The sequence below is a fragment of the Megasphaera stantonii genome (assembly GCF_003367905.1).
GTDB lineage: Bacteria > Bacillota > Negativicutes > Veillonellales > Megasphaeraceae > Megasphaera > Megasphaera stantonii.
The window spans coordinates 2,470,004-2,487,425 of sequence record NZ_CP029462.1; the positions used below are offsets into that span (position 1 = coordinate 2,470,004).

General features: G+C 56.6%; 15 protein-coding genes, 1 tRNA gene and 1 other annotated feature. Of the genes, 13 read left to right on the forward strand and 3 right to left on the reverse strand.

Going from position 1 to position 17,422, the window contains the following annotated elements; all coding sequences use genetic code 11:
• The 7 genes from mreC to DKB62_RS11695 are packed head-to-tail and all read left to right on the forward strand — an operon-like array spanning position 1 to position 8,065.
• On the forward strand, positions 1 to 921 hold the full coding sequence (gene mreC / locus DKB62_RS11665) for a rod shape-determining protein MreC (RefSeq protein WP_107195262.1): 921 nt from the start codon (positions 1 to 3) through the stop codon (positions 919 to 921).
• Complete coding sequence (gene mreD / locus DKB62_RS11670) at positions 918 to 1,427, forward strand: rod shape-determining protein MreD (protein WP_107195261.1); 510 nt, start codon at positions 918 to 920, stop codon at positions 1,425 to 1,427. The genes mreC and mreD overlap by 4 nt, the downstream gene beginning before the upstream one ends.
• A gap of 16 nt (positions 1,428 to 1,443) precedes the next feature.
• Positions 1,444 to 3,315: a penicillin-binding protein 2 gene (mrdA, locus tag DKB62_RS11675; protein ID WP_107195260.1), complete on the forward strand. Its 1,872-nt coding sequence runs from the start codon at positions 1,444 to 1,446 to the stop codon at positions 3,313 to 3,315.
• Positions 3,316 to 3,354: 39 nt separating this feature from the next.
• On the forward strand, positions 3,355 to 4,359 hold the full coding sequence (locus DKB62_RS11680) for an AAA family ATPase (RefSeq protein WP_107195259.1): 1,005 nt from the start codon (positions 3,355 to 3,357) through the stop codon (positions 4,357 to 4,359).
• 12 nt (positions 4,360 to 4,371) lie between these two features.
• A complete protein-coding gene (gene rodA, locus DKB62_RS11685) occupies positions 4,372 to 5,472 on the forward strand; it encodes a rod shape-determining protein RodA (protein ID WP_107195258.1) in 1,101 nt (366 codons plus the stop codon).
• A gap of 18 nt (positions 5,473 to 5,490) precedes the next feature.
• A complete protein-coding gene (locus DKB62_RS11690) occupies positions 5,491 to 7,380 on the forward strand; it encodes a TIGR03960 family B12-binding radical SAM protein (RefSeq protein ID WP_107195257.1) in 1,890 nt (629 codons plus the stop codon).
• Positions 7,355 to 8,065, forward strand: a complete 711-nt coding sequence (locus DKB62_RS11695) for a TIGR03936 family radical SAM-associated protein (protein ID WP_107195256.1) — start codon at positions 7,355 to 7,357, stop codon at positions 8,063 to 8,065. Before DKB62_RS11690 ends, DKB62_RS11695 begins: the two co-directional genes overlap by 26 nt.
• Before the next feature lie 69 nt (positions 8,066 to 8,134).
• On the opposite strand, the gene DKB62_RS11700 is transcribed toward DKB62_RS11695, so the two are convergent.
• Both DKB62_RS11700 and DKB62_RS11705 read right to left on the reverse strand, forming a co-directional pair.
• A complete protein-coding gene (locus DKB62_RS11700) occupies positions 8,135 to 8,866 on the reverse strand; it encodes a type I 3-dehydroquinate dehydratase (RefSeq protein WP_107195255.1) in 732 nt (243 codons plus the stop codon).
• A gap of 63 nt (positions 8,867 to 8,929) precedes the next feature.
• Positions 8,930 to 9,004, reverse strand: a tRNA-Arg gene (locus DKB62_RS11705).
• A 218-nt stretch (positions 9,005 to 9,222) separates the two neighbouring features.
• Positions 9,223 to 9,466, forward strand: a binding site (T-box leader).
• Between the two features lie 77 nt (positions 9,467 to 9,543).
• On the opposite strand from DKB62_RS11705, the gene DKB62_RS11710 reads away from it, so the two are divergent.
• The 4 genes from DKB62_RS11710 (at position 9,544) to leuB (ending at position 14,176) form a co-directional block, all read left to right on the forward strand.
• Positions 9,544 to 11,286 (forward strand): 2-isopropylmalate synthase, encoded by a 1,743-nt coding sequence (locus DKB62_RS11710; RefSeq protein WP_107195254.1) that lies wholly within the window; start codon positions 9,544 to 9,546, stop codon positions 11,284 to 11,286.
• Positions 11,287 to 11,356: 70 nt separating this feature from the next.
• Positions 11,357 to 12,616: a 3-isopropylmalate dehydratase large subunit gene (gene leuC, locus DKB62_RS11715; protein WP_107195253.1), complete on the forward strand. Its 1,260-nt coding sequence runs from the start codon at positions 11,357 to 11,359 to the stop codon at positions 12,614 to 12,616.
• Position 12,617: 1 nt separating this feature from the next.
• A complete protein-coding gene (locus DKB62_RS11720; RefSeq protein WP_107195252.1) occupies positions 12,618 to 13,106 on the forward strand; it encodes a 3-isopropylmalate dehydratase small subunit in 489 nt (162 codons plus the stop codon).
• Between the two features lie 2 nt (positions 13,107 to 13,108).
• Complete coding sequence (gene leuB, locus DKB62_RS11725; protein ID WP_107195251.1) at positions 13,109 to 14,176, forward strand: 3-isopropylmalate dehydrogenase; 1,068 nt, start codon at positions 13,109 to 13,111, stop codon at positions 14,174 to 14,176.
• Between the two features lie 82 nt (positions 14,177 to 14,258).
• Here the strand turns inward: leuB and DKB62_RS11730 are convergent, their stop codons facing one another.
• Positions 14,259 to 15,155 (reverse strand): LysR family transcriptional regulator, encoded by an 897-nt coding sequence (locus DKB62_RS11730; RefSeq protein WP_232818721.1) that lies wholly within the window; start codon positions 15,153 to 15,155, stop codon positions 14,259 to 14,261.
• A 110-nt stretch (positions 15,156 to 15,265) separates the two neighbouring features.
• Between DKB62_RS11730 and DKB62_RS11735 the strand changes: the two genes are divergently transcribed.
• A complete protein-coding gene (locus DKB62_RS11735; protein WP_107195250.1) occupies positions 15,266 to 16,249 on the forward strand; it encodes a YeiH family protein in 984 nt (327 codons plus the stop codon).
• A 223-nt stretch (positions 16,250 to 16,472) separates the two neighbouring features.
• A complete protein-coding gene (locus DKB62_RS11740) occupies positions 16,473 to 17,294 on the forward strand; it encodes an Rpn family recombination-promoting nuclease/putative transposase (protein WP_198643433.1) in 822 nt (273 codons plus the stop codon).
• Positions 17,295 to 17,422: the final 128 nt, after the last annotated feature.

Sequence of the window (17,422 nt, forward strand, 5' to 3'; positions counted from 1 at the left end):
TTGTTTTCGTTAGGTAAAAAAAGCGTCGTCATCGTGCTGATTCTCTTTGTCCTCATCGCCGTCGTCGGCTGGGCCTGGCGGCAGCGCGAATCGCTGCCCTTCGTAGCCAAGCCGCTGCAGATGGCGGCGGCTCCCTTTGAATACGGGGCGAGCCGTATCATGAATTCGTTGGCGTCGGCTTTTCACATCGTCGATATTAGTTTAAAGAACCGCATTGAATGGGAAGCGCTGGAACGGGAAAACGCCGAGCTCAAGAGCCGCACCGTCGACTACGACGAACTGGTGGCCGAAAACGACCGCCTGCGCCAGCTCCTCGACTTCCGCGCGTCCCACGGCCAATACCAGCTGGCTGCCGCAGTCGTCATTTCCCGCGATTACGGCACGTGGAGCAACACGATGATCATCGACGCCGGCACGAACGAAGGCGTAGCCAAGGACATGCCCGTCATTACGCCGAGCGGCGTTGTCGGCTTCATCAGCGAGGCCTATCCCCATTCGGCCCGCGTCCAGCTCCTGACGGACCCGCGCACCAGCATCGGCGCTATCGTACAGCGGCCGGAATCGCGCGTATCGTCCGTCGTCCGCGGCAACGGCAACGTGCCGTCAGAACCGCAGTTCGTCAACATCGCCAAAGACGCGGATATTCTGGAGGGCGATACCCTCGTCACGTCGGGCTTCGGTTCCATTTATCCCAAGGGATTGTACGTCGGTACTATCGTGTCGATTCACCAGAACGACAACGATTTCGTCAAATACGCCGTCATCCGTCCCAGCGTCGACTTCTCCAAGCTGGAAGAAGTATTCGTCATCTTGAAATCGTCTGATACCGGTTCGTACGACAAGCCCGGCGTCGCGCCGAAGCTCGTTCCCCAGACGAACCGCGATAAAGTAGAAGGAATCAAAGGAGCGGCAGCCTTATGAAAAAGCTGAGTTGCCTTATGACGGCGTTCATCGTATTCATCCTGCAAAGCTCCGTCCTGCCCTTTATATGCGACGGCATTACCCAGCCGAACCTCGTATTTCTTTTCGTCGTCCTCATGGCCCTTCATCACGGCCAGCGCGTCGGTGTCGTTACGGCTCTGATAGGCGGCGTCTGCCAGGATGTGGTAATCGGCAATTTCCTGGGCGTCCACCTGCTGCCGTATCTCGTCATCGCCTTTGCCTGCAGCTACATAGGCCGCGGCATCGACAAGGACCAGTGGATACTGACGGAGCTCATCGTCCTGGGCGCGACGGAGTGCTGCCTGATTCTGACCTGCGCCGTCCTGTTTATTTCCGGCCAGTTCATCAACGGGGCGTCCTATTTGTTTGAATTCAGTATTCCCATGCTGGCATACCACGGCATACTGGCCCTGCCGGTAGACCGCGTCGTTTGGCGGCTGCGCCGCGACGAGTTGTACTACGGCCACATGGGATATCGTTGGTAGATGGAGGAACGCGCAGATGCTTGAAGCGTTAATGAAAAAAAAGAGCGATGACGGCCGCTTCCGGTATTTGTATTGGATTATCATCGCTATCTTCGCCATACTGGTCTGCCGGCTGGCCTATTTGCAGCTCGTAGAAGGGGAGTATTACCACTCCCTGGCCGAAGGGAACCGGCTGCGGGCTGTCCCCATCGCGGCCATGCGCGGCGTCATGTACGACCGCAACGGCCAGATTCTCGTCGGCTCGCGGCCCAGCTTCATGGTGACCTACGTGCCGACGAAGGACGGCATGTCCGACGCGGAGCTGAGCGAATTGTCGCAGCTGCTGAATATCCCGGAAGCCAAGCTGCGGGAAAAAATAGAAAAAGTAAAGAGCTCCTATATCCCGACGGTTTTGGCCAACGACCTGACTCAGGATATCGTCACTAAAATTGAAGAACGGCGCAACGAGCTGCCGGGGATTTCCATCGACGTCCAGCCTATCCGCTACTATCCGTACAACGAAATGGCCGCTCAGATTTTCGGCTACGTCGGACAGATAGACGAGGATGACCAGAAGCGTCTCGAAGGGCAGGAGGGCGTGTCCAATATCACCCAGATCGGCCGGGCCGGCCTGGAAGCGTACTATGACGACCTGCTCCGCGGCAAGGACGGCGGCCGGCAGGTCGAAGTCGACGCTACGGGCAGCCCGGTCAAGGAAATGGAACGAAAGAATCCCGTAGCCGGCCACAATATTCATTTGACTATCGACCTGAACCTGCAGCAGGCGGCAGAAAAGGCTATGGATGCCCAGATTGCCAACGGCATCGGCACGGCGGGCATCGCTATGGTCGCCTTAGACCCCAATACGGGAGCCGTGCTGGCTATGGCCAGCCGCCCGTCGTATAATCCGAACTGGTTTACCCGGGGGATTACGGAAGCCGAATGGTCTCAGATCAACGACAATCCCTATCACCCCATGGAAAACCGGGCCATTGCCGGCGAATATCCGCCGGGCTCGCCCTTTAAGATTATTACCGGCGCCGCCGCCTTGGAATTGAAAAAGGTTACGCCTGACGAATTGATCTTCGACAGCGGCCGCCACTGGCTCGTAGACATGCGCAACGCCGGCGGCGAAGCCCTGGGCTGGATTAACTTTACTGAAGCTTTGTCCAAGTCGGACAACGTATATTTCTATGAAATGGGCCGGCGCGTCGGCATCGACAAGCTGGCGGAATACGCGGCCATGTTCGGCATGGGCAAGAAGACGGGCATCGACCTGCGCGGCGAATCATCGGGCCTCATTGCCAGCGAGAAATACAAGATGGATACCTTTGACGAAGACTGGTATCTGGGCGATACGTTCAACTCGGCTATCGGCCAGGGCTTTCAGCTCGTCACGCCTCTTCAGGCGGCCCTGATCGTCAGCGAAGTGGCCAACGGCGGCATCCAGTACCGTCCCTTTTTGGTCAGCCGCATCGACAACCTCGACGGCACGCCCTATAAGATTTTTGCGCCGGAGCAAATCGGCACCCTGTCCATTTCCCGGTCGACGCTGGATTTGATCCGCGAAGGCATGCGCAACGTTACGGAAGAGGGGACGGCGGGATATATCTTCGCCGATTTCCCCATCCAGGTCGCCGGCAAGACCGGCACGGCCGAAAACTACAGCGGCCAGGACCACGGCTGGTTCGTGGCCTACGCGCCCTTCGACCATCCGCGCATCGTCATCGCTGTTCTCGTTGAACAGGGCGGGTACGGTTCCAGCGCGTCCGCGCCGATTGTTAAGGAAATGCTGGAAGAATTTTTCCACGTCGGCAAATACGCCGCCGGCATGCCGAAGGACGAAGAGAAGGACCAGAAGGCAGGCGCCGACGGAGCGGCGGCCCAGGACGCCGAGCCGGCAGAATAGGATTTGTAATTTCGTATTGTACAGAAAGGAGTCGTTCTCATGTCAACCATCATAGCTATCGCCTCGGGTAAGGGCGGCGTCGGCAAGACGCTGGTCACGGCCTCCCTGGCTATCGCCCTGCAGCGCCGCGGCCATTCCGTACTGGCCGTCGACGCCGATATGGGCCTGCGCAACTTAGATCTCATGTTTGGCATGCAGGACGACGTCCTGTACGATATAGGCGACGTCATCAAGGGACGCTGCCGCGCCGGCGAAGCCGTCATGACTGTTGCCGGCAAGCTGGACTTTTTAGCGGCCAGCCAGAAGCATACGTGGGAAAAAATCGACGCGCCGACGTACCATTATATCGTCGAAACCTTATCTAAAGACTACGACTATACCCTCATCGACTGTCCGCCGGGGCGGGGGCGGGCCTACAAGGACGCCACGGCCATTGCCGACCGCATTTTCTTCGTCGTCGAGCCGACGTGGTCGTCTATGCGCGACGCCGCCCGGGTCATGCAGTTCTGCAACAAGCGCAAGCGCTTCAATTACGACGTGCTGTTCAATAATTTCTACAGCGGCGTACCCGGCTATGTGCCGGTGCAGGATATGCTGCAGATTTTAAATCCCGAAACCGTCGCCGGCATTCTGCCTCACGACCCAGCGGTACACCTGGCTGCCCACGAGGGCTGCCTCCTGCACGCGGCGGAGACTCCCTTTATGAAGGCCCTGGCTCAGACGGCGGCTTACGTCGAAGGGGGAGCGGCTCCGGACATCGGCAGCCTGACGGCCCTGCTGCCGACGGTGGAAGGAGCCGGCGCAGAGGAAAAAGAAAGCTTGCCCGTTGCTGACGAGGAAGAAAAAGAATCTCTCGGCTGCATGAAGGCTCTGGCCGTAGCGGAGCTGCAGAAAGCGGCGGCTATTCTGAACGGCACGGCGGCCGAGCCTGAAGAAGAACCAGAAGAAGACGCGGCAGACGAGGATATGCCTCGCCGGCCCAAGGGCCTGTCCCTGCGGCGGCGGCGCGACCAGTCTGCAGCTTGGCGACATTATCGCCGATAGGAGTTCCTATATATGTTGAAACGAGAATGGAAAAATTTAGATAAAGTGCTGCTCGTCATAAGCTTCCTTATCATAGGCGTCAGCTTATGCATTATCGGCAGCGCCACGCACATTAACAAAGGCATTATCAATTACGATTTCGTCATCCGTCAGGGCATAGGGTTTATCATCAATTTGGCCCTGGTCCTGTTTTTCTGCCACTACGATTACACGCGGCTCAAGCGCTTCGCCAAGCCCTTGTACGTCGTCAACCTGCTCATGCTGCTGGCCGTTATGTTTGTCGGCACGTCGGCCTTAGGGGCCCAGCGGTGGATTCAGATCGGGCCGATTACGGTGCAGCCGTCGGAATTTGCCAAGATCATCATGATCGTCTGCACGGCGGCCCTGCTGTCGGAACGGGTCGGCCAGCTCAATACGTTCCGCAGCGTCCTGCCTGTCGGCTTATTCATCGGCATCCCCTTCCTGCTCGTATTGAAGCAGCCCGACTTGGGGACGAGCCTCGTCTTTTTAGCTATCGGCCTGGGCATGGTATTTGTATCGCGCATCAAGCTGTCCCTGCTGCGCAATATCGCCGCCGTCGGCGTCATCCTGGCGCCTATTGGCTGGCACTTCCTGAAGGATTACCAGAAGGCCCGCATTACCGTATTTTTGGACCCCAACGCCGACCCCTTCGGCGCGGGCTATCATATCATCCAGTCTAAAATTGCCATCGGCTCGGGCATGCTTTTTGGCAAGGGCCTGTTTCAGGGCTCCCAGAGCCAGCTGAACTTCCTGCCGGAAAACCATACGGACTTCATCTTTTCCGTTATCGGCGAAGAGCTGGGCTTTTTAGGCTGCGTATTTCTGCTGTTTTTGTATTTCGTCCTTATTTACCGCGGCCTCATGATCGCCAAGGAGTGCAAGGACCCCTTCGGCATGCTTTTGGCTACAGGCGTCATTTCCATGTGGACCTTCCAGATTCTGGTCAACGTCGGCATGACCTGCGGCATCATGCCGGTCACGGGGATTCCGCTGCCCTTTATGAGCTACGGCGTCAGCGCCCTGACGACCAATATGGTAGGCCTGGGTATTTTGCTCAGCGTGTACATGCGCCAGCAGACTATGATTTTTTAGCGATTAGGAGGAAATTCAGTGTCCCGTACTGTTTCGATAGATCCGATTTTGCTCAGCAAGGTCAGCAAGCCGGCCCGCTATGTCGGCGGCGAATGGAACAGCGTCGTCAAGAGCCACGACGACGTAAAGCTGACCGTTGCCTATTGTTTTCCCGACGTATATGAAGTAGCCATGAGTCATTTAGGTCTGCGCATTCTCTACGCCCTGCTCAACGAGCGGGACGACGTGGCGGCCGAGCGCGTCTACGCGCCGTGGCCCGACATGGAAGAGGTCATGCGCCAGAAGGGCTATCCCCTCTTTTCCCTGGAAACGAAGACGCCCGTCGCCGATTTCGACATGGTCGGCTTCACCCTCCAGTATGAAATGAGCTTTACCAATATCCTGAATATGCTGGATCTGGCCGGTATTCCCCTTTTTTCCAAGGACAGGGGAGAGGATATGCCCCTCGTCGCTGCCGGCGGCCCCTGTGCCTACAATGCCGAGCCGTTGGCCGATTACGTCGACGTTTTCTTCCTCGGCGAATCGGAAGAGTCGACGCAGCTGACGGCCGATACGATCATCGCCTGGAAGGAGCAGGGCAAGCCCGGCGGCAAGAAGGGGCTGCTGAAGCAGCTGGCCCAGCAGCAGGGAAACTATGTGCCGGCCTTTTACGACGCCCAGTATGACGAGCAGGGGAATTTCCTGGGGCTCGTGCCGACGGAGGCAGAAGCGAAGGAACACATTGAAAAATGCGTCGTCGCCGACATGGAGCACGCCTTTTTCCCGACGAAGCCCCTCGTGCCGAATATCGACATCGTCCACAACCGGGCCGTCCTCGAACTGTTCCGCGGCTGCAGCCGGGGATGCCGGTTCTGCCAGGCCGGCATGCTGTACCGTCCCGTCCGGGAAAAATCGCCGCAGCGCCTCGTACAGCTGGCGAAGGAAATCGTCGCCAATTCCGGCTATGACGAAATCTCCCTCATGAGCCTCAGCTCAGCCGACTATTCCTGTCTGCCCGAGCTGGTCGACATGCTGCTGGATGAGTTTAAGGATCAGAAGGTCAGCGTCAGCCTGCCGTCGCTGCGCGTCGACAGCTTTTCCGTCGATATTGCCAAGAAAGTCCAGCAGGTCCGCAAGAGCGGCCTGACCTTCGCGCCCGAAGCGGGGACGCAGCGCCTCCGCGACGTCATCAACAAGGGCGTGACGGAAGAAAATCTCCTGAAGGCCTGTGAAAACGCCTTCCAAAACGGCTGGTCTACCGTCAAACTATATTTCATGATGGGCTTGCCGACAGAGACGGACGAAGATTTGGCCGGTATTGCCGACCTGGCTTATAAGGTGCTGAATCTGTACCGCACGGTGACAAAGAAGAACAACGGCAGGGTCACTGTGTCCGTGTCGAGCTTCGTACCCAAGTCCCACACGGCCTTCCAATGGTTCGGACAGCTTCCCGTTGAAGAAATTCAGCGCAAGCAGGCCTATTTGAAGAGCCTTATTCGGGACAAGCACATTTCGTACCACTACCACGACGCCAAGACGGGCTATTTGGAAGCGACCTTCGCCCGCGGCGACCGCCGCATGGGTCAGGTGCTCTACGAAGCGTGGAAGCTGGGCTGTAAATTCGACGGCTGGACGGAGCTGTTCGACTACGACAAGTGGATGGAAGCCTTTGCCAAAGCCGGCGTCGATCCTGATTACTTCGCCGCCCGCCAGCGCGATGTGAACGAGCCCCTGCCGTGGGACCACCTGAGCAACGGCGCGTCCAAGGCCTTCCTCCAGCGGGAATGGCAGAAGGCCGTCGGCGGAGAGCTGACTCACGACTGCCGTCATCTGAGCTGCACGGGATGCGGCGTATGCCCGAATTTAGGCGTAGAAATCATCGATAGAAAGGAAGGTGCCGGCCGTGGAAAGACTGCGTTTAGCTGTTAAAAAGGACGGGGCTCTGCAATTTTTGTCCCACCTGGATTTTGCCCGGGCCGTCCGCTACGTCATTATCAGGGCTCGCCTGCCTATAGCCTATTCCGAAGGCTTTAATCCCCATATGAAGCTGAGCTTCGCCTCGGCTCTCGGCGTCGGCGTAAGGGCCGACGAAGAGTATCTGGACATGGAGCTGCGCGAGCGCCTGCCTGTAAAAGACGTCGTCGAGCAGATGAACGCTCAGTCGCCGGACGGCTTTGTCGTCCTGGGCGGCAAATACGTCGACGCCAGAGCGCCTAAGCTCATGGCGATGGCCAATTACGCCGTGTATCGCCTGACCGGCCCCGTACAGGCCGGATACGGCGACGACGCCCTTCAGAAGGCGCTGCAGGCCTTCAACGATGCCTCCGACGTCATGTACGAAAAGGTGTCGCCTAAGGATGCGCGCAAGGTGCGCCTCATCAACGTGAAGCATCACGTCGTCGAGCCTCTTTCCGGAAAGACCGACGGTGAAACGCTGACCCTGCGCGTCGGTATCCTGCAGACTGACGAAGGGGCTATCAAGCCTCAGCAGGTCTGGGAAGTGCTGGGCAAGCAGTTCGGCATTCCCTTGGATGCGGACATGATGCTGGCCCGCCGCATCGGCATATACCACCGCCGGGGCCGCAAAAACCAGTCCCTCTTTGAAACGATATAACCTCATGAAAAAAGCGCCCTGTCGGCAGCTCCGATATGCTGCGGCGAGGCGCTTTTATTTATATCTATGTCATTTTGCTTGAAGAACGCCGTGCAGTTCGGCGACGGACAGTTTGTCTTCCGTTTCTTCCGGCGCGGCGTAGAGGATAGGCGACGAGAAGGTGTTGCCGTTTTTGAGGGCTTCTTTCCCGTAGGAGCCTCTCGTTTCGATGATGAACTGCGTGTCCTCATGGACGGCTTCGCAGCTGTGCAGGCATTCCATGATTTCCGCCAGCTCTTCGTCCGACTGGGGAGAGCAGATGATGTGGTAGGCGAAAATATCTTCCGATACGGCGGAGAACAGCTTGTCGGCAAAATCCGATTCTGAGAAGGGGCCGTCGCAGCGGATGGTGAGGATAGGCATGATGTCGGCTTCCGTCGCTTCGTCGGCCAGCTCGTCGATCTTGTCTATGTCCAGCGTCGATTCGATTTCCACGGCGTCGATGAGGCCCGTGCGGATGGCGAAAAATAAGATGTCGTAGTAGTCGTCCTGGGTCTGGTAATATTCCGGCAGCTCGGCCATGGGGCAGGAAAAGACGACCCGCTGGTCGCGGAGCGGACTGGTGATGAGGAGCAGGGCGTTGCCGATTTGGGAGAAATTGCTGACGCCGTTAAAGGTTGCGGCGTTGAATTCGATGACGTCAGCCGGATATTCCGACAAGGCGCGGACGGCGTCGCTGAGCTCTTCGATCGTTTCGCCGCGCAGGGTGAGGCAAAGCTGCGGATGGGACTCGCGCAGGTGCAGGCCCGGTAATTGAGACATGACGATAACCTCCTTTTAAATGGCGGGATATACAAAAAGCAGCCTTTACGGCTGCTTCATAGGTGGTGCGCCTAGTAGGATTCGAACCTACGCACCCGGTTCCGGAGACCGGTGCTCTATCCCCTGAGCTATAGGCGCATGTATGGCTCTCGGCGAATACTTTACTAGTCTACCACGTTTTGCCGGAAAATACAAGAGACAGATTCGCTTTTTGCTGAAACCGTTATTTTTACGGTATATTTCCTAATATACTGGCGACAGTAAAAGGTTTAACTTAATAATTTTTTGTAAAATTTAAGAAATTCCCTTGCCAAGACGTTTTTCATGTGATAATATACACATCAACAAGTCAAAATAAAAATGCGTTGAAGAGAAATAGTAGGTTCCAGAAAGTTTGCAGAGAGCTGCTGGGTGGTGAGAAGCAGCAACGGAATGGAAGTGAACTCGTCTCTAAGCAGCTCGCTGAAACGACAGTAGGTGGAGCCGGGGCCTGGCCGTTAACAAACAGGAGGGTATCGACGATATGTCCGTACCTATAGAGAGCATGCCTTTGGGCATGAATGAGAGTGGTAACGCGTAAGGATATCTTTCGTCTCTTAACGAGGCGGAAGATTTTTTTTTATTTTGATTATGTTATATTTGCCGTATGTATTTCATGATCAAGGAGAGATGGAAGTATGAGAAACGTAGAACATTACAAAAAAGGGTATTACATGCCCCCTGTCGTCGATATGTCGTGGGCATACAAGGATTGCCCCGACAAGGCCCCCGTATGGTGTAGCGTCGATTTGCGCGACGGTAACCAGGCCCTCATCATTCCTATGAGCCTTGATGAAAAAATCGAATTTTACAAGACCCTCGTAGCCATGGGCTTTAAGGAAATCGAAGTAGGCTTCCCGGCAGCGTCGGAGACGGAATACGAATTCCTGCGCTACCTCGTCGAGCACGACATGATTCCTGACGACGTGACCGTCCAGGTACTGACCCAGGCCCGGGAGCACATTATCCGCAAGACCTTCGAGGCCCTGCAGGGCGTCAAAAACGCCATCGTCCACGTCTACAACTCGACGTCCTTCGCCCAGCGGCAGCAGGTCTTCCGCATGTCCAAGGAAGAAATCAAGCAGATTGCCGTCGACGGCGCAAAATTGCTTCAGCGCCTGACAGACGAAGCCGGGGCCGACTACCGTTTCGAATATTCGCCGGAAAGCTTCACCGGCACCGAGCCGGAATACGCCCTGGAGGTATGCAACGCCGTTCTGGACGTATGGAAGCCCACGGCCGACCGCAAGGCCATCATCAACCTGCCGTCGACGGTGCAGATGTCCATGCCGCACGTTTTCGCCGCCCAGATTGCCTACATGTCGCAGAACCTAAAATACCGCGACAACGTCGTCTTGTCCGTCCATCCGCATAACGACCGAGGCACGGGCGTAGCCGACGCGGAAATGGCCCTCCTGGCCGGGGCGGACCGCGTCGAAGGGACATTGTTCGGTAACGGCGAACGGACGGGCAACGTCGATATCGTCACTGTCGCCATGAACATGTTCGCCTTGGGCGTCGACCCGCAGCTGGATTTTTCCAACATGCCTAAGCTCGTCGACACGTACGAACGAGTGACGCGCATGCATGTCCATCCCAGGCAGCCCTACGCAGGCCAGCTGGTCTTCGCCGCCTTCTCCGGCTCCCATCAGGACGCCATCGCCAAGGGCATGCATTTCCGAGAAGAAGGAAACGAGCAGTACTGGACCTGTCCGTACCTGTACATCGATCCCCACGACGTGGGCCGTACCTACGACTCCGACGTCATCCGCATCAACAGCCAGTCCGGCAAGGGCGGCGTAGGCTTCATCATGGAGCAGAACTACGGCATCGACATGCCCAAGAAGATGCGCGAAGATTTCAGCTACTTCGTCAAGAGCGTATCGGATCACAAGCATCAGGAGCTCAAGCCAGCTGAAATCTATGACGTATTCGAGCAGAATTACTTGAACGTAGGCTGGCCCTTGAAGGTAGAAAACTTCTTCGTACAGAAATTCGGCGGCCAGTGGATCGGCAAGATTTTAGTCAAGGCCGACGAAGAAGAGGTCATCCTGGAAGGACGGGGCAACGGCCAGCTCAACGCCATCAGCAACGCCATCTGCGAAGCCTACGGCATCGAAATCGACAACCTCGTGTACAGCGAACACGATTTGGACCGCGGCTCCGACTCGCGCGGCATCGCCTACTTCGGCCTGACAGACAAGCAAGGCCGTACAACCTGGGGCGCCGGCGTCGATACGGATACGATGACCGCTTCGATTTTCGCCTTCATCACGGCGATCAACCGCATGGAGGGCATGGCCCAGCGCGTCCGCTTCCGCCACCTGACGTCCGACCCGGCGGCAGTCAGCGAATTCAAGGCCATTGCAGGACAACACTAAACCGACAACGCAGGGGTGCGCCGGCGACGGCGCGCCCAATATATTGATATCAGAGGAGGAATAGACTCACATGGGAATGACGATGACGCAGAAGATACTGGCAAAGCACGCCGGCCTTCCTTCTGTCAAAGCAGGAGATTTGATTACGTGCAAGTTAGATATGGTACTGGCCAACGACATTACGGCGCCGCCGGCCATCGCCGAATTCAATAAAATCGGCCGGCCCGTTTTCGACAAGGATAAAATCGCCTTGGTACCGGACCACTTTACGCCGAACAAGGACATTAAATCGGCAGGTTTAGCGAAAATCGTCCGCGATTTTGCCAGGGAACACGAAATTACCCATTACTTTGAAGTGGGCCGCGTCGGCATCGAGCACGTCCTCTTGCCCGAACAGGGCATCGTAGGGCCGGGCATGCTGACCATAGGCGCTGACTCCCATACCTGTACGTACGGCGCATTAGGCGGCTTTGCCACCGGCGTCGGCTCGACCGACTTGGGCGTGGCCATGGCGACGGGCGAAGCGTGGTTCAAGGTGCCCGAAGCCATCAACGTCCATCTGACGGGACAAAAGCCCGATGATATTACGGGCAAGGACGTCATGCTGACCCTCATCGGCATGATCGGCGTCGACGGCGCGCTGTACAAATCGCTGGAATTCACCGGCGAAGGTGTGGCGGCCCTCACCATGACCGACCGCCTGACCATTGCCAACATGGCTATTGAAGCCGGTGCGAAGAACGGGATTTTCCCCGTCGACGAACAGACGATAGCCTACGAAAAAGGCCGCATCAACTACGAATACGACGTCGTCACAGCCGATGAAGACGCCGAATACTGCCGGATCGTCGACATCAACCTGTCCGAACTGAAGCCTGTCGTAGCCTTCCCGCATCTGCCGGGCAATACGAAGGTCATCGGGACCTTCGGCGACATCGCTATCGATCAGGTCGTCATCGGCTCCTGCACGAACGGCCGTCTGGAAGATTTGGAAATCGCCGCGTCGATCCTGAAGGGACGCAAGGTTCATCCCCGCGTCCGCTGCATCGTCATCCCCGGCAGCCAGCAGGTCTACATGGACGCCATGAAGGCCGGCTATATCGAAACCTTCATTACGGCGGGCTGCGCCGTGTCTACGCCGACGTGCGGCCCCTGCCTGGGCGGCTACATGGGCATCCTCGCCGCCGGCGAAAAATGCGTGTCCACGACGAACCGCAATTTCCGCGGCCGCATGGGCCACGTCGACAGCGAAGTATATCTGGCAGGGCCGCAGGTCGCCGCTGCCAGCGCAATTCTCGGCAAGATAGCCGCACCGAAGGAGGTTCAGTAACATGAGTTTAGAAGGAAAGGTTTGGCGCTACGGCGACAACATAGATACGGACGTCATCATCCCGGCCCGGTATTTGAACAGCTTTGACCCGAAGGAATTGGCGTCGCACTGCATGGTGGACATTGACGAATCCTTTGCAGATAATGTCCGGGAAGGGGATATCATGGTCGGCGGCCACAACTTCGGCTGCGGCTCGTCGCGGGAACACGCGCCCATCGCCATTAAGGCCTCCGGCGTGCCCGTCGTCATCGCCGCCAGCTTCGCCCGCATTTTCTACCGCAACGCCATCAACGTCGGCCTGCCCGTACTGGAAATCGGCGACGACGTGGAAAAAATCAAGGCCGGCGACGTATTGTCCGTCGACTTGTCCACGGGGAAAATCGTCGATAAGACGACGGGAGACGTCTTCCAGGCGCCGCCTCTGCCGGGCTTCATCCAGGATATCGCCAAGGCCGGCGGATTAATCAACTATGTGAAGGAGTATAAATAAGCATGTCTAAGCATATCGTAGTCATTCCCGGCGACGGGATTGGCAAGGAAATTACTGACGCAGCCGTCAAGGTGCTGCAGAAAATAGACGACAAATTTCATATCGGCCTGACCTTCGAGACGAAGGACGCCGGCGGCACGGCTTATGACAAATACGGCACGCCCTTGCCTGACGATACGGTCGAAGCGGCGAAGAAGGCTGACGCCGTCCTCTTCGGAGCCGTCGGCGGCGACCAGTGGGATGACGTCGAACCGTCCCTCCGCCCCGAACGGGCCGTCCTGGGCCTGCGCAAGGCCTTGGGATTGTACGTCAACCTCCGTCCCGTCAAGGTGTCATCCGTCCTGGCCGAGTATTCGCCCTTGAAGCCGGACATCGTCACCGGCACGGACATCGTCATCGTCCGCGAGCTCATCGGCGGCATTTACTTCGGCGATAAATGCGAATCGGAAATCCATGACGGCGTCGAACGGGCCTGGGATCTGGAAAACTACAGCGTACCCGAAGTACAGCGCATTACGCGCTTTGCCATGGAAGCGGCGCGGAAACGGCGCGGCAAGGTCACGTCCGTCGATAAATCCAACGTCCTGGCTACGTCCCGTCTGTGGCGGCGCACCGTCATAGACGTAGCCAAGGACTATCCCGACATCGTCCTGAATCATTACTACGTCGACAACTGCGCCATGCAGCTGGCCCTGAACCCGACGCAGTTCGACGTCATCGTCACGGGTAACCTCTTCGGCGACATCCTGAGCGACGAAGCAGCCGTATTGGGCGGCTCCATCGGCATGATGCCCTCGGCCTCCATCGGCGAGCTCACCAGCCTGTACGAGCCCATCCACGGCTCGGCGCCGGACATTGCCGGCCAGGGCATAGCCAATCCCTGCGCTACCATCCTGTCGGCAGCCATGCTCCTGCGCTATTCCTTAGACGAAGACGCCGCTGCCGCTGCTATCGAAGCCGCTGTCGACAAAGCCCTGGCCGACGGCTGGCGTACAGCCGACCTGTATAAAGAGGGCTTCAAAAAAGCAGATACCCATACGATGACCGACGTCGTATGTCAGTATATCTGATATATCATCCCCAGTAGACAAAAGGGAAACGACCTGTTCGCAGGCGTTTCCCTTTTGTTCTATATACCTTTATATGGGCTTTTTAAAACCACTGGTCGTGCTGCTGGCAGGCCTGAATGACGGCTTGCAGGGGCGGCGTGATGAATTTGTCCTTGTGGCGGACGACTTTGAAGATGCGCTTGAAGGCGACGCGGTCTACCGGCAGGAGGGCGAGGCGCCCGGCGGCGATGTCTTCGTCTACGAGGCGGCGCGACAGGATGGTAGCGCCCAGGCCGGCCATGACGACCTTTTTCAGGGCTTCCGTATTGTTGAACGAGCCGGCAATGTGCACGGCGGCGTGGTGCTGCTCCATGGTCTGGAGAAAGAGGTCCCGCGTGCCGCTTCCTTCCTCGCGCAGGTACATGGTCAAGCTGCACAGCTCTTGTACCGAAAGGGAGGTGCGCTGGGCCAGGGGACAGGACGGCGGCGCGACGACGACCAACTCGTCGACCATGAAGGGCGAAGACAATAAATAGGGCGACGAAATGTCCCCTTCGACCAGGGCCAGGTCGATGTCGTCGCGCAGGAGCATGTGTTCCAGCTCGCTCGTGTTGTGGATTTCCGACAAGATTTCCTGCGCAGGATGACGGCTTTTTAGCTGTTGGAGCAGCTCGACGAGGAATATTTCGCCGATAGTCACGCTGGCGCCGATGCGGACGGGAGCCGTGCGGCTGAAGGAGTGGAGGGCCTGTTCGGCCTGGGCTGTCAGCGACAAGATTTGCCGTCCATAGGCCAGGAGGCTCTGTCCAGCCGGCGTGATGTGCAGCCGCCGTCCCAGCCGCTCGAAGAGGCAGACCTCGTAGGCATCTTCCAATTCCTTGATAGTTTGGCTGACTGAGGGCTGAGTCATGTGCAGCCGCTTGGCCGCGCCGGTCATGCTGTTTTCCTCGCAGACGGCGAGAAAGACGGATAGATGGCGCAGCGTCATAGAAATATCCATAATGAATCACCTATTAAAACGATAAAATAATACAATTTTACATATACATGATACCATGATACACTTCTTTCATGACGTTTTCAAATACGATATGAAGGAAGTGTATCTGCATGAATGTATGGAAAGGCTTGGCCTTTACCCTCGTGTTTGCTGTTCCGGCCTATTTTCTGGGCCAGTATTTCCCCATCATCGGTGGGCCCGTATTCGGGATTCTGCTGGGGATGGTCTTCGCCTCTGTCCGGCGGCCTGCTGTGCTGGAAGAGGGTATTGCCTATACGGGCAAGAAGGTGCTCCAGTATTCGATTATTTTGCTCGGCTTTGAAATGAACTTATACCATGTGCTGGATACGGGAGCAAAATCGGTGTCGGTAATGGTATGCACCTTGGCAACGGCCTTTCTCGTAGCCATCGTCGTCGGCAAGCTTCTCCACCTGGAATTTAAGACGACGACCCTCATCGGCGCCGGCACGGCCATCTGCGGCGGTTCGGCTATCGCCGCCGTAGCGCCGGTCATCGAAGCCAAGGAAAAAGACGTGGCCTTTTCCATTTCGACGATTTTCCTGTTCAACATCGCTGCCGTCTTTATCTTTCCCTTTTTGGGCCACCTCATGGGCATGAGCGACGCCGGCTTCGGCATGTGGGCCGGCACGGCCATCAACGACACGTCGTCCGTCGTCGCCGCCGGCTATTCCTACAGCGACGCCGCCGGCAGCCTGGCGACCATTACGAAGCTGACCCGGGCTCTCATGATCGTGCCGGTCTGCCTGGTCATGGCGGTCATCGTGGCCCGCCGCAAACGCGGCGACGCTCAGGGCAGCACGTTCAGCCTGAAAAAAGTATTCCCGTACTTTATCGCCTGGTTCGTCGTAGCCTCCGTCGTCAATACGACAGGCGTCCTGCCGGCCGACGTATCCCATTTCCTGGGCCAGCTGGGGAAATTCATGATTATCGCTGCCATGACGGCCATCGGCCTGCGCACCAACCTGCGCTCCTTAGTCCGAAACGGTATCCGGCCGATATTGCTGGGCCTGGTCTGTTGGTTCAGCGTGTCGGCCGTCAGCCTTATCGTGCAGTACATGACGGGCCTGATATAGTCCGCGGCCTCATCGGCAAACACGTCTCATATATGCTCTTTCTCTGCGGAATACAGCCTATGGAGAAGGAGCATATTTTGCTGCTTCCGGCGTCTGCCTGGGAAAACGGGCGGCTGCACTGCAGACCGTATTTCTATATAGGTATACTGCGATTTTGGCATAGGTAATGCATTGCCAAGGCGTACAGTTGTTTGGTATACTACAAATAGAAGGAGGCGAGGCCGTGAAGCGGATCAAGGACTGGGAAGAACTGACTATACAGGACAATTTCTTATTTCAAAAGGTTATGCGCAATAAGCGCTTGTGTCAGTATTTGATTGAGAAAATACTGCAAATTAAGATAGCCGATATTACCTATCCCGATACGGAAAAGGCGATTGATATCCGGCTGGACAGCAAGAGCGTACGCCTGGATGTGTATGTTCAAGACGATACAGGACGGGTATTTAACATTGAAATGCAGTGTACTGATGAGCAGGACAGCGGATTGGCGAAACGGACGCGCTATTATCAGGCTATGATAGATATGGATATGCTGAAAAAAGGCGAAGTGTATAATAAGCTCAGGCCGTCTTATATTATATTTATTTGTACCTTTGATGCCTTTGACGCAGGACTGCCTATGTATACATTTAGAAATCGGTGCATTGAAACTGAAGGGCTGGAGCTGGGCGACGAGGGAACGAAGATATTCCTGAACAGCAAGGGCGATAGCGATACGCTGGACCCGGATGTACGGGCTTTTCTGCGGTACGTAGACGGCAAGGCAGCAGAAGGCGCATTTGTAAAGGCCGTAGAAAGAGAAGTAATACGAGTTAAGGAACACAAGGAAACGAGGCGAGAATATATGACGCTGGCAATGGAATTAGAGAGACAAAGACAATTTGGCCGGGAAGAGGGCCGGGAAGAAGGCAGAGAAGAAGAACGGTTGCAGATGATATTGGCGATGCTGAAAGATGGGGTTGCGAAAGAAACCATAGCAAAATATGCAAGAGTTTCAGTAGAATATATTACAGAACTAGGCAAGAAGAATCATCTGTTATAGTTGTATAAGGCGTCTGCGCAAGTAGACGTCTTATTTTATAGGCTGACGTATTCTTTTGCTGCGGCGACAGCGATACACTGGACCCAGATGTACGGGCTTTTCTGCGGTATGTAGACGGCAAGGCAGCA

Bases quoted from the DNA above. Each gene is read 5' to 3' on its own strand.
- DKB62_RS11680 (WP_107195259.1), top strand. From the start codon at position 3,355: ATGTCAACCATCATAGCTATCGCCTCGGGTAAGGGCGGCGTCGGCAAG.
- leuB (WP_107195251.1), top strand. From the start codon at position 13,109: ATGTCTAAGCATATCGTAGTCATTCCCGGCGACGGGATTGGCAAGGAA.
- DKB62_RS11710 (WP_107195254.1), top strand. From the start codon at position 9,544: ATGAGAAACGTAGAACATTACAAAAAAGGGTATTACATGCCCCCTGTC.
- leuC (WP_107195253.1), top strand. From the start codon at position 11,357: ATGGGAATGACGATGACGCAGAAGATACTGGCAAAGCACGCCGGCCTT.
- DKB62_RS11730 (WP_232818721.1), bottom strand. From the start codon at position 15,155: ATGGATATTTCTATGACGCTGCGCCATCTATCCGTCTTTCTCGCCGTC.
- rodA (WP_107195258.1), top strand. From the start codon at position 4,372: ATGTTGAAACGAGAATGGAAAAATTTAGATAAAGTGCTGCTCGTCATA.
- DKB62_RS11735 (WP_107195250.1), top strand. From the start codon at position 15,266: ATGAATGTATGGAAAGGCTTGGCCTTTACCCTCGTGTTTGCTGTTCCG.
- DKB62_RS11720 (WP_107195252.1), top strand. From the start codon at position 12,618: ATGAGTTTAGAAGGAAAGGTTTGGCGCTACGGCGACAACATAGATACG.
- DKB62_RS11700 (WP_107195255.1), bottom strand. From the start codon at position 8,866: ATGTCTCAATTACCGGGCCTGCACCTGCGCGAGTCCCATCCGCAGCTT.
- mrdA (WP_107195260.1), top strand. From the start codon at position 1,444: ATGCTTGAAGCGTTAATGAAAAAAAAGAGCGATGACGGCCGCTTCCGG.
- mreD (WP_107195261.1), top strand. From the start codon at position 918: ATGAAAAAGCTGAGTTGCCTTATGACGGCGTTCATCGTATTCATCCTG.